Here is a 12599-nt window from a genome sequence, read left to right as displayed (position 1 = left end):
CGCTCAGGGAAAAAGGTTGTACCGGTTGCCCATGGAAATCAAAGGTGTTCCAAACATACGGTGAATTTTGTGTCACCTATCGTTCGCCCAGTGAAACGCATCCTGCTGAGATCCGGGAAGAGCCCCTACGACGTCCTCTCCCTCGAAGAGGCTCTCCACCGCGACGTCATCGCCACCAACTCGGGCAACCTGATCTTCAGCGACGCCGCCCACAAGATCCTGGAGGCGCCGGGCACCGAGGTCGTCTCCAACGGCATCGGCACGGACCCGTCCGCGGCGGCCCGGATCAACGCGGAGTACGACGCGTTCGTCGTGCCGCTCGCCAACGCCTTCCGCCCGTCGTTCGAGGGCCGCCTGAAGCGGCTGACCCGGCTGATCGGCAAGCTGAGGATCCCCGTGGTGGTCCTCGGGGTCGGCGCGCAGACCGGGGTGAGCTACGACCCGGCGCGGCTGAAGCCGATGGAGCAGTCCGTGCGCGAGTTCTGCTCGGCCGTGCTGGACCGCAGCGCCTCGATCGGCGTGCGGGGGGAGTTCACCGAGCGGTACCTGCGGGACATGGGCTTCCGGGACGTCGAGGTGATCGGCTGCCCGTCGCTGTTCCTGTACGGCGGCGAACTCGACGTGCGCAAGCGGGTGCCGGAACTGACGGCGCGGTCGCGGATCGCGGTCAACGGTTCGCACAACGCGGTGCAGAAGCAGGGCCTCGACCAGGTCATCGCCCGCGCCCACGCGCAGTACCCGAACCTGCGCTTCGTCGGCCAGAACATCAGCGACGCCCGCCAGTTGCACTGGCGCGACCTCAGCGACCCGAACGCCCGGGTGGCCGCGATGCCGACCCACCCGGACCACCCGATGTACGGGGAGGACAAGGTGCGGGTCTACGTCGACCCCGTCACCTGGATCGAGGACCTGCGCGCCTTCGACTTCTCCTTCGGCTCGCGCATCCACGGCAACATCGCGGCGCTGCTCGCGGGCACGCCCGCGACCGTGCTGTGCGGCGACTCGCGCACGCTGGAGCTGTGCCGGTACTTCGAGATACCGCACCAGCGGCTGGACAAGGTCGCCGGGAACCCGGGGGCGGCGGACCCGGCGCGTCTGTACGAACAGGCCGACCTCGGCGGGCTGACCGGCAACCACCGTGAACGCTTCGAGCGGTTCGTCCGGTTCCTGGACAAGAACGGGCTGCGGAACACCTTCACGCACGGCGACGGCGGCGCGGCCTTCGACAGGAGGATGCGCTCGCTGTCGTTCCCGCCCGCGGTGCGTCCGTGGATCGACACGGACCTCGCCTCGCTCAGCAGCCGGTTCGGCTGGCTGCACGCCCGGGTCGGCGAACTGACCCGGGCCAACGCGCAGCTGACGCGGGAGCTGGCACGGGTCAAGGGGAGCAGGGGCACCGTGCCCGCCCCCGCCGCCTCCGTCTACCGGCGTGCCCGGCGGGTCGTGGGCGGGCCGCTGCGGCGGGCGCTGCAGTCGGGCAGGCAGTAGCCCCGCACGGCCCCTCCCTCCCGCCGTCAGGCCGCCGTCGGGCGGGCGCCCGCGCTCGGCAGCATCCGCCGGATCCTGCGCAGGACCCGGCGCGGGAAGGACTGGGCGGCCGCCTCGCGGTAGCCCTCGAAGGCGCGGGCCTCGCGGGGTTCGGCGAGGTAGACGTGGTCGGGGACGCCGGCCGCCCTGGACCGGAAGTGCGGGTAGACGAGGTAGATCCGGGTGCCGCGCTTCTCCAGGACGGCGGCGGCCTGTCTCTTCGCCTTGACGAACTCCACGACGTCCAGGAGCAGGTCGGGCCGCTGCTGGGCCACCAGGTGCAGCCGAAGCCGCTCCCCGACCTTCAGGCGGCGGGCCACCCCGGGCGTCCAGTGGGCCTCCATGAGCGGCTTGGCCAGCTCCAGCTTGTGCCGGCGCACCTCCTCGTCGTCCTTGAGGAACCGGGGCCCGAACTGCGGCAGCAGGGTGATGAGGAAGGGCCGGACCATCAGCGAGTCGCGCCGGTCACCGGGCGGGACCAGATCGGCGATCAGCTTCATCAGGGCGCGCGCGGAGTCGAAGCGCAGGGCGTAACCGCCGCTCTTCGTCACGTGCTTGCCGTCCTCGCGGCCCACCAGGTAGTAGCAGGTGTAGTCGGCGAGCACGGAGACGCCGTCCGCCCTCAGGTACGCCTCCATGGTGAACAACGCGTCCTCGCCGGTCCACAGGGACTCGTCGAACCGCATGCCGTGCCGGGTCAGCAGGTCGCGGCGGAAGAGCTTCTGCGCGCTGAGCGTGAACTTGATGTTGGAGGAGAAGACGTCGGTCCGGTCCAGGGTCTTGCCCCACATGGACTTCGGCGCGGTCCGGTTGACGCCCTCGACGCGGCCGAGGACGACGTCGGTGCCGTTCCTGTCGGCCAGGGCGACCATGCGCTCCAGGGCCTCGGGGCCGAGCCGGTCGTCGGCGTCGAGGAAGAACACGTAGCGTCCGGCGGCCTTGCCGAGGCCGACGTTGCGCGGGCCGCTGGGGCCGCCGGAGTTCTCCTGGCGGACCACGGTGACGGGCATGGGGGCGCGGGCCGCGAACCGCTCCAGGTACTCCCCCGTGCCGTCCGTGGAGCCGTCGTCGACGGCGATGACCTCGATGCGGCCCGGGTCGATGGTCTGCGCCTCCACGGATGCCAGGCACTCGACCAGGTACGGCATCGCCTCGTACGCCCCGATGATCACGCTCACATCAGGCTGCGTCACGTTTCCCCCTCGTCCTGGAGCATTTCTCCCCGTATGGCCTCGTTGCATGGAAGGAGACGGGTAGCCGCGCCGGTCGGTTGTCCGACACGGCCCGACACGTGACACATCTCACACGACGGGCCAGTGTACCGGTGCCGGATGACAAGGGACGGTACGCGCGGGCGGTAAGAGACGCTCGGGACCGGGGGAAACGGGGGTAAGAAGCGGGAGTGGGGACCCCGGGCCCGGCCGTGCCGGGGATGCGGAGAGGGGCCCGGCCCCGGGACCGCTCCCGGGGCCGGGCCCCTCCTCCGTCCGGCCGGGCCGGTCAGCCGGCCGTCACGCCGTCGGTGTCGCCGGCCGACGCCGCGCGCTGGCCGGGCAGCGCGGTGGTCAGCTCGGCCGCCTCGGCCGGGTCGGCGTTGGCCGCCCCGCTGCGGGACTCCTGGCCGACGTTGCGGGTCTCGGCCTTGAGGGCCAGGTCGGCCACGGCGGTGTTGAACTGCTCGATGGACGCCGGCTCGTCCGGGCCCAGCAGGTACCGCTTCAGTTCCCTGCGGTCCGCGGCCAGCGGGTCGGCGGACGGGTCGCGCACCGCGTCCAGCAGGTCGCCCAGTTCGGCGGCGCTGTTGGTCAGGATCACCGCGGCGCGCACCGCGGTGTTCTGCCGCTTGAACTCCTCCGCGCCGAGTTCGGCGGAGTCCGTGACCGCGTACGGCTTGCCGCTCGCGATGAAGTCGGAGACCACCGAGGAGATGTCGGAGACCATCGCGTCGGAGACGTTGAAGCAGTCGTACAGCCGCGGCTCGGCACCGGTGATGACGCGGTGCTCGTGGTCCGGGAAGGAACGCCAGTAGGCGTCGTTCCACTCGGCACGCAGCCGGGCGATCTCCTCGTGCCGGCGGGCGTCGACCAGGCCCTCCCGGGTGGCCTCGGCCTCGTCGCCCCTCTCGCCGCCCGCGCCGGCCAGCTCGGCGAGGCGGGCCTCGACGCGGGCCAGTTCCGCCCGGGCCCGCTGCTGGGCGTCGCTGTCGGCGGTGAAGCGCGGGTCGGCGGCGCGCTCGGCGGCGGCCTTCTCGACCAGGGCGGTGATCCGCTGGTGGGCGGCCTTGGCGGCGGCGCTGCGGGTGCCGGTGAAGGGGTGCGGCTTGTACAGGACGCGGACCGGCGGGTCGGCCGTGACCAGCCGCTTCACGATGTTCTCGCCGGCGAGCAGGATCGAGGTGTTGCCCGGGTTGTCGTCCCAGCCCTCCCAGGTGGGCGCGTAGAGGACGGTGGGGCAGCGCCCGTCGGCGGCGTCGCCGGACCCGCCCTGCCAGGTCCGGATGGGCGCGAGCTGCGGGCGGCCGACCTCGACGATGTCCTCGTCGCGGACGCCGACGTCGGCGATGGCGTAGCGGTCGCGGCCCGCGCGGCCAGCGGTCCACACCTCGTCGTACACCTTGCTGTACGGGTTGACGCTGGCGAGCTTGTCGCTGTCGCCGTGGCCGATGAAGACGTGCTTCATGGTGGGCACGCGCAGCAGGTGGATGTTCTTGCCGACGTTGGCCGCGTACAGGGCGACGCGCACGGTCGACAGGTCCATGTTCATCAGGTGCACCCCTCCGGGCACGCAGATGACGGGGACCGTGGTGGGCGCCAGGTTGTTGAGGATGGCGCGCTCGCGCAGGATGATCAGCGGCCGGGTCCGCAGCCGCTCCATCGTCTCCAGCCACATGTTGACCTGGTACGCGGAGTCCCTGGAACCGGAGAAGTACAGGACCGTCTCCGGCTTGTGGGCGGCCAGCCAGTCGTCGACGGCGGCGAGGACGACCTCGGCCCGCGGCGGGACCCTACGGCCGCGCACGTACGGCACCAGCGTCGCCACGTACAGGCAGCCGAGGCCCACGGTCAGGCCGATGCCGGTGAACCCGGCGGCGGAGGAGTCCAGGACGGCGGACAGCAGGAGGCCGGCGACCGCGAAGAGGTCGAGGTGGAGCATCTTCTCCGCGGAACGGTGCAGCAGGCGGCGCGGCGGGGCGTCCGGGATGCGGATGCGGGACTTCAGGTCGACGTTGCGGGTGGCGACCGGCATCCGGCGGCGGTTGCGGATGAGGGTGACCAGCGCGCCGTGCGGGGCCTGGAGTCCGTAGAAGGCGATGAAGCAGGCGATCGCCCCGTAGAAGATCAGGTCGTCCGACAGGGACAGCCGGGCCAGCAGGAGGACCAGCAGGAGCTGCCGGATCAGGAAGCGGATCGACAGACCGGCCCGGACCTTGCTGAGGCGGTTGATCAGGTAGCTGCCCTTGCGGTGCAGATAGTGGTCCGCCAGGTACGTCACGGCGGCCACGGCCGCGAAGGCGTAGACGCTCGGGATGAGCGCGGCCAGCATGAGGCAGGGGAAGCCCAGCATCACGAGGGCCGCCGCGGCCAGCTCGGCCGCGCTGCCCACCCGGGCGACGCGAATAGCGGTGGATATCACGGAGGAACCTGCTCTGGGAGGGGGAGTACCGGTTTGTTCGGTAATGCCGGGAAACGCCGGTGATTCGCGAGGTGTACTGATTCAGGCCTCTGCGAACACCCGGTGAACGGGCATCCGCAGAGGCCTGAATTTCAAAAGCTTAATTATCTCGATTATTACACGCCGTCCTGACGGTCCAGAACCGAGGCCAGCGCCTGCTCGAATCCGGAGGCCCTGGCGGCGCCCGCGGTCGGGTCCTGCTGGCGGACGTCGATGACGTGACCGGTCAGCTCCGACAGCAGCACGTCCAGCGAGGTGCGCGCGACGGCCTCGGAGGACAGCAGCGAGCCGGCGGGCTCCTGGCCGAAGGCCTTGGTGCGCATCGGGGTCGCGGTGCGCTCGGGGTTGATGCAGTTGACGCGGATGCCCTCGGCGGCCCACTCGTCGGACAGCGCCTGGGTGAGGTTCACCATGGCGGCCTTGGTGGAGGAGTAGAGGCTGTACTCGGCCCGGCCGCGGGTGTAGCTGCTGGAGGTGTACAGCAGCAACTGGCCCTTGGTCTCGGCCAGGTACTTGTAGGAGGAGCGCGCGATCTGCACCGGGGCGAGGTAGTTGACCTTCAGCGCCTCCTCGATGGTGGCGTTGTCGGTCTCGGCGAGCCGGCCGATGCGCAGCACGCCCGCGGTGTTGACGACGTAGTCGATCCGGCCGGTCTCCGCGTACGCCCTGGACAGCGCGTCGTCGACCTCCTCCGGGTTCTCCACGTGGGTGCCGGTGGTGGAGCGGCCCAGGGCGTAGACGGTCGCGCCGTAGGACCCGGCGAGTTCGGCGATGTCCTTGCCGATGCCGTAGGAGCCGCCGAAGATGACGGCGGTCTTGCCGGTCAGCAGTTCGCGGTAGGCCTCCTCGCCGTTCTGCTCGGGCGCGGCGGTGGAGGCGAGCTGGAAGAGCTTGTCGGCGATGAAGACGTCGACCGGCTGCGTCACCTTCATGTTGTACTCGTCGCCCGCGACGACGTTGATCGGCACGTCCGGCAGGTACTTGAGGACCACCGAGCAGTCGTCCGTGGCCTGGAAGTTGGGGTCGCCGGCGGCGACCTCGTAGGCGCGGCGGATCGTGGACAGCCTGAAGGCCTGCGGGGTCTGGCCGCGGCGCAGCCGGGAGCGGTCCGGGATCTCGGTGATGAACTCGCCGTCCCCGCCGTGCGTGCGCGTGACGATGATGGTGTCCGCGGACGGGATGGCGACGTCCACGGCCTGGTAGCGCTGCAGGGCGGCCACGCAGTCGTCGATGACGCGCTGCGACAGCAGGGGGCGCACGGCGTCGTGGAAGAGGACGTTCAGGTCCTCGCCCTCGGCCAGGCCCTCGCCGAGGGCGGCGATGGCGCGCTCGGTGGTCTCGTTCCGCGTCGAGCCGCCCTCGATGACCTTCCTGACCTTCCGGAACCCGGCCTTGGCGACGATCTTCTCGACGTCCGGCACGTAGCCCGGCGCCATCAGGACGATGACGTCGTCGATCGAGTCCGCCTTCTCGAAGGTGGTCAGGGTGTGCTCGATGACTGCCTTCCCGGCGATCTTCAGCAGCTGCTTGGGGATCGACAGACCCACCCGCTGGCCGGTGCCACCGGCCAGGATCACTGCGGTGGTACGGGGCTTGGCTATGCGCTGGGACACAGGTGACCTACCTTGGGGCGACAGGGAACCGTGAAATGGTCCCACTTCGGGTAACCGCAGTGCAAGGTGAGTGACGCCCCACGCATATGTGCGCGCCACCCGTCATTCACCTGGGCCCCTGGTGATTGGGCGCGGCCCCGGTGAACCGCCCTGGAATTGCTGTGAGTAAGTCCACAGGGACGCCGCGGGGTTTCGCGCGGGGCCGTTCAGCGCCGCCGCAGCCGCTTCAGACAGCGGTGGCCGAGCACCCGGACCAGCTCCCCGGACGGCGTCTGGTGCACGCTGCGCGCGGGGCCGTGGGCGGGCCGCGCGGAAGCGGCCGCGGCGAGCGCGCCGTACAGCGCCCGAGCGGCCACTTCCGGGGCGATCCGGGGCTCGGACGGGACGTGCTCCGGCTGCGCGGGTGCGGCGGACAGCAGACCCGGGTCGCCGATGACGCGCACGCCCGCCGCCGCGATGCGCTCCGCCGCCGCGGCACCGATCGCGGCCGCCGCCTCCACCGCCCAGCCGGGCGTGGGGATCTTCACGTCCCCGGCCGCGGAACCGCACGCGTTCTTCATGTGCGGCACGGCACCGTTGCGGACGAGCCGGGAATACAGTTCGCCGGGCAGTCCATTGCCGCGGAATTCCACATTAAGATTCCGCAGCATTTCGGTCTCGGCGAGGGTGAGGGACCGATTCGCGGTGTCCGGAACCGGCCGGAGGAGATTCCCGGGCAGGCCGAGCAGCGCTTCGAAGGCCCGCAGCAGCCCGCCGCGGTCGCGGTCGTCCACCACCACGACGGTGGTCCGCCGCGGCCCGGTGGCCCGGGCCCAGCGCTCGATCAGCCGGTCGTGCCGGTGCCGCTGCCAGAAACTGGGGGTGGGCCTGTCGTGGGGCGGTTTGCGGAGCATGTGCTCCAGCCAGTCCTCGTAGCCCATGCGCAGCCCGTTCTGCACGTACTGCTGCCACTGCGAGGGCAGGATCCTCACCAGCGGGCGCAGCGTGACCAGCACGTGGACGCGGTCGCCGCCGAGCTGGTCGACGATCCGGGCGACCGTCCCGTCGTCGGGGGCGTCGGCGAAGAACTCGCTGCTGACCACCGAGGTCCGGCCGCCGGTGGTCCGCACCCGCTCCAGCAGCCGGGTCCAGTGCCGGTCGGTGGGCTCGGTGTCGCCCATCATCGCGGGCCGGGCGCAGGCGGCGAGCACGGCCTCCATCGGGTGCCGGCTGCCCGCGGGGAACTCCACGCCGTACTCGGGCAGGCGCTCCCTGGCGGCGAAGAGGGCGCCCTGGACGGCGGTGGTGCCGGTCTTGTGCGGGCCGATGTGCAGCAGGCGGGTGCCTGCGGGCAGCGGTGCGGGGGTGTCTGTCGTGCGGTCCGTCTCCATGGTCAACGGACGGTAGGAGCCCCACCTGAGGCGGAGCTGAGAGGGGCCTGGGACGCGGATGAGTCCCCGGGCCCCGTTCGCACCGCGCCCGCGGGCGCCGTCCCGCTCAGACGACCCGGACGCCCGGGTCGTCCGACTCCACCCGGAGCCGGGCCAGCGTGCTCGCCGTCGCCTGCGGCCGGACGACGGTGTCCACGACGCGCACCTCGGCGTCGATGCCGTCGCGGCGGATGTCGAGGAGGTGGTAGCCGCGGTGGGCGTCGATGACCTTCCAGTGCGGGTTGTCCGCCTTCAGCGGGTCCCACTGGGCGTGGAAGGCGGCCTGGTCCTGGTCGCCGCTGCTGGAGATGGAGGTGCCGACGAACTCGGCGCCGACGACGCCGGAATCCGGGTCGGCGAAGTCCTCCTTGAGGTCGCTGATCATCGTCAGGTGCCGGTCGCCGCTGAGCACGACCGGGTTGCGGATGCCGGCGAACTCCTCCAGCAGGGCGTTGCGCTCGGCCTGGTAGCCGTCCCAGGCGTCGTAGTACCAGAGCTTGCCCTCGCCGAGCTGCAGGTCGGTCTCGGCCATCATGATCTGCGAGGCGATGAGGTTCCAGCGGGCCGGGGAGCCGTGCAGGCCGTCGAGCAGCCACTGCTTCTGGCCGGCGCCGAGCATCGTCGCCGACGGGTCCTGGGCGCCGGCCTGACCGGTGGCCTGGTCGCTGCGGAACTGGCGGGTGTCCAGCACGTTCAGCCGGGCCAGGCGGCCGAACTCCAGGCGGCGGTACATCTGGATGTGCGGGCCGTCCGGGACGGCCGCGGCACGGACCGGCATGTGCTCGTAGTACGCCTGGTAGGCGGCGGCCAGCCGGGCCACGAACGCGTCGTGGGTCTGCTTGCCGGGGTCCTGCGGGACTTCGCCGGCGTAGTCGTTGTCGACCTCGTGGTCGTCGAAGGTGACCACCCAGGGGGCGTTCGCGCGCATCGCGACGAGGTCGGGGTCGCCGTGGTACTGGGCGTAGCGGTTGCGGTACTCGACGAGGGTGTACGGCTCGCCCTTGCCCTCGTGCCGCCGCACTGCCGTCGAGGAGGGCGAGGACTCGTAGATGTAGTCGCCGACGAAGAGGACGACGTCGGGGTCCTGGGCGCGCATGTCGGCGTACGGCGTGAAGTAGCCGTGCTGCCAGTTCTGGCAGGAGGCGAGCGCGACGCGCAGCGAGCCGCCCCGGCGGTGCGGGTGGGGCGCGGTGCGGGTGCGGCCGGTGGGCGAGAGCTGGCCACCGGCGCGGAAGCGGTACCAGTACCGGCGGTCCGGGCGCAGCCCGCGCACGTCCACGTGCACGCTGTGCCCGAACTCGGGGCGGGCCTGGGCGGTGCCCCGGCGGGTGGTTCTGCGGAACCGCTCGTCCTCGGCGATCTCCCACTCGACGGGGACGACCGCGTCGGGCATGCCGCCGCCGTTGAGCGGGTCGGGGGCGAGCCGGGTCCACAGCACGATGCCGTCGGGCAGCGGGTCGCCGGAGGTGACGCCGAGGGTGAACACCCCGTCGGGCAGCGGGGTTTCGGCGGCGCGCGCGGTGCCCGGCAGCCAGAGCTGGGTGGAGGCCGCGGCACCGATGACGGCGGCGCCGGCGGTCAGGAAACGGCGCCGGTCGGGCGATGCTGCTCCGGTCATTGGCTAACTCCCTCGCCGAAGGGGCCTTCAGGACGTGTCGTGCGGACCTGTGGAAGCTCCCACGGCCGGACGGTCCAACCGCTGAACCGGGTGCTTCGCGTGCATGACAAACAGGCAGACAACAGAAGACCCGCCACGGCGCAGGAACCACATGACGAACGTGATCTTGCCGTGGCGGGTCTTGCGGAATGTCAGGAGACAGACAGGTTAAGGGCGTTCGGCGGGGTCCGACCCACGTCGAACCGGCCAAGCAGGCGAAGGGCGCGGTCCGCCCGCCGGGGGGCGGGCCGTCCGCCGGGGGGCGGGCCGTCCGCCGGGGGGCGGGCCGTCCGCCGGGGGGCGGGCCGTCCGCCGGGGGGCGGGCCGTCCGGGAGGCAGACGGGAACGGGGCCGGGGGCCGTGGCCCCCGGCCCCGGGTCAGTCGGGCGCCCCTACTCGAACGGGTCGAAGTCGTCGTACTCGCGCAGCGCCTCGTCCCGCTCGGCCTGGCGGTCCCGGCGCCGTTGCGCCGCGGGCCTCTCCGCGTCGAAGCGGTGGTCCTCACCGCGCCGGCCCAGCATCTCCGCGCCGGCCATGACCGAGGGCTCCCAGTCGAAGACGACCGCGTTCTCCTCGGGGCCGATGGCGACGCCGTCACCGGAGCGGGCGCCCGCCTTCATCAGCTCCTCCTCGACACCGAGGCGGTTGAGCCGGTCGGCGAGGTAGCCGACGGCCTCGTCGTTGCTGAAGTCGGTCTGCCGCACCCAGCGCTCCGGCTTCTCGCCGCGCACCCGGAACAGCGGCTCGCCGCCGCTGTCCTCGCGGGTGACCGTGAAGCCCGCGTCGTCCACGGCCTTCGGCCGGATGACGATCCGCGTCGCCTCCTCCTTCGGCCTGGCGGCACGCGCCTGGCCGACCAGGTCACCGAGCGCGTACGACAGCTCCTTCAGGCCGATGTGGGCCACCGCGGAGACCTCGAAGACGCGGTAGCCGCGCGCCTCCAGGTCGGGGCGGACCATCTCGGCGAGGTCCTTGCCGTCGGGCACGTCGACCTTGTTCAGGACGACGATGCGGGGACGGTGGCCGAGACCGCCGTACTGCCGCAGCTCCTCCTCGATGACGTCGAGGTCGGAGACCGGGTCGCGGTCGGACTCCAGGGTCGCGGTGTCCAGCACGTGCACCAGCACGCTGCACCGCTCCACGTGGCGCAGGAACTCCAGGCCCAGCCCCCTGCCCTGGCTGGCGCCCGGGATCAGACCGGGCACGTCGGCGACGGTGTAGACGGTCGAACCGGCCGTCACCACGCCCAGGTTCGGCACGAGGGTGGTGAACGGGTAGTCGGCGATCTTCGGCTTGGCCGCGCTGAGCACGGAGATCAGCGAGGACTTGCCGGCGCTCGGGTAGCCCACCAGGGCCACGTCGGCGACGGTCTTCAGCTCCAGGACGATGTCCTGCAGCTCCCCCGGCTCGCCGAGCAGCGCGAAACCGGGCGCCTTGCGGCGGGCGCTGGCCAGCGCCGCGTTGCCGAGGCCGCCCCGGCCGCCCTGCGCGGCGACGTACGACGTGCCGTGGCCGACCAGGTCGGCGAGCACGTTGCCGGCCCGGTCCAGGACGACGGTGCCGTCCGGCACGGGCAGGACCAGGTCCTGGCCGTCCTTGCCCGAGCGGTTGCCGCCCTCGCCGGGCTTGCCGTTGGTGGCCTTGCGGTGCGGGGAGTGGTGGTAGTCGAGGAGCGTGGTGACCGACTGGTCGACGGTCAGGATCACATCGCCGCCACGGCCGCCGTTGCCGCCGTCCGGGCCGCCGAGCGGCTTGAACTTCTCACGGTGGACGGAGGCACAGCCGTGGCCTCCGTTACCCGCGGCGACATGCAGCTCGACGCGGTCCACGAAGGTGGTCATGGTTCGGTGCCTCCAGGGAAGAACGGGAATGTCTACTGCTTCAACACGCGAAAGGCGGACCCGCCTTCCCGAACGGGAAGTGAGGTCCGCCTCGCGAAGCGTTCGGTGCCGAACCAGGCGATTCAGGCGACCGGAACGATGTTCACGACCTTGCGGCCACGGCTGGTGCCGAACTCCACCGCACCGGCCTGCAGCGCGAACAGCGTGTCGTCGCCGCCACGGCCGACGCCGGCGCCGGGGTGGAAGTGGGTGCCGCGCTGGCGGACCAGGATCTCACCGGCGTTCACGACCTGACCGCCGAAGCGCTTCACGCCGAGTCGCTGGGCGTTGGAGTCGCGACCGTTCCGGGTGGACGATGCGCCCTTCTTGTGTGCCATTTCTCCTCAGTCCCTTACTTCGCGGCCGCGGGGATCGACGTGACCTTGATCGCCGTGTACTGCTGGCGGTGGCCCTGACGACGGCGGTAGCCGGTCTTGTTCTTGTAGCGCAGAATGTCGATCTTCTGGCCCTTGTGGTGGTCCACAACCTCGGCCTGGACCTTGATGCCGGCCAGCACCCACGGGTCGCTGGTCACGGAGTCGCCGTCGACGACGAGCAGGGTCGAGAGCTCGACCGTGTCGCCGACCTTGGCGGTGGAAATCTTGTCAACCTCAACGATGTCACCGACAGCAACCTTGTGCTGGCGGCCACCGCTGCGCACGATGGCGTACACGCGGATCTCTACTTTCGCTCGAAGAAACGGCACCCCCGCAGGCCAGCCGCCCAGAACAGCACGGACGACCTCTCCCGGCCGATCCTGGCCCGGGAGGAAGAGGTTTACGGGGATGTGGCGGGTCAGCGGACACGCCGACGGTCAAGGTTACGGGGCCGTGGCCGAGGG

Annotated in this window: 9 protein-coding genes; 1 reads left to right on the top strand and 8 read right to left on the bottom strand. The window is 71.4% G+C overall.

Translation table 11 applies throughout. From position 1 onward, the window contains the following. Window positions 1–90: 90 nt before the first annotated feature. Complete coding sequence (locus tag QQY24_RS20895) at window positions 91–1488, top strand: polysaccharide pyruvyl transferase family protein (protein ID WP_301974225.1); 1398 nt, start codon at window positions 91–93, stop codon at window positions 1486–1488. 26 nt (window positions 1489–1514) lie between these two features. On the opposite strand, the gene QQY24_RS20890 is transcribed toward QQY24_RS20895, so the two are convergent. The 8 genes from QQY24_RS20890 to rplU form a co-directional block, all read right to left on the bottom strand. After that, the gene (locus QQY24_RS20890; RefSeq protein ID WP_301974223.1) at window positions 1515–2720 is read right to left on the bottom strand and encodes a glycosyltransferase family 2 protein; all 1206 of its coding nucleotides are present in this window, start codon (window positions 2718–2720) and stop codon (window positions 1515–1517) included. A 307-nt stretch (window positions 2721–3027) separates the two neighbouring features. Beyond that, a complete protein-coding gene (locus QQY24_RS20885; protein ID WP_301976307.1) occupies window positions 3028–5130 on the bottom strand; it encodes a hypothetical protein in 2103 nt (700 codons plus the stop codon). A 185-nt stretch (window positions 5131–5315) separates the two neighbouring features. Beyond that, window positions 5316–6812: a bifunctional cytidylyltransferase/SDR family oxidoreductase gene (locus tag QQY24_RS20880; RefSeq protein ID WP_301974221.1), complete on the bottom strand. Its 1497-nt coding sequence runs from the start codon at window positions 6810–6812 to the stop codon at window positions 5316–5318. 206 nt (window positions 6813–7018) lie between these two features. Next, complete coding sequence (locus tag QQY24_RS20875; protein WP_301974220.1) at window positions 7019–8182, bottom strand: hypothetical protein; 1164 nt, start codon at window positions 8180–8182, stop codon at window positions 7019–7021. Window positions 8183–8288: 106 nt separating this feature from the next. Beyond that, window positions 8289–9839 (bottom strand): alkaline phosphatase, encoded by a 1551-nt coding sequence (locus QQY24_RS20870; protein WP_301974219.1) that lies wholly within the window; start codon window positions 9837–9839, stop codon window positions 8289–8291. Between the two features lie 431 nt (window positions 9840–10270). Continuing rightward, window positions 10271–11719 (bottom strand): GTPase ObgE, encoded by a 1449-nt coding sequence (gene obgE, locus QQY24_RS20865; RefSeq protein WP_301974218.1) that lies wholly within the window; start codon window positions 11717–11719, stop codon window positions 10271–10273. A gap of 122 nt (window positions 11720–11841) precedes the next feature. Beyond that, window positions 11842–12096, bottom strand: a complete 255-nt coding sequence (gene rpmA / locus QQY24_RS20860; protein ID WP_030051735.1) for a 50S ribosomal protein L27 — start codon at window positions 12094–12096, stop codon at window positions 11842–11844. A 14-nt stretch (window positions 12097–12110) separates the two neighbouring features. Next, window positions 12111–12431, bottom strand: coding sequence for a 50S ribosomal protein L21 (gene rplU / locus QQY24_RS20855; RefSeq protein ID WP_030653874.1), 321 nt, complete (start codon window positions 12429–12431; stop codon window positions 12111–12113). Window positions 12432–12599 lie beyond the last annotated feature (168 nt).

It is taken from the genome of Streptomyces sp. TG1A-8 (assembly GCF_030499535.1).
GTDB lineage: Bacteria > Actinomycetota > Actinomycetes > Streptomycetales > Streptomycetaceae > Streptomyces.
This window is presented reverse-complemented; position numbering and strand designations above follow the sequence as displayed.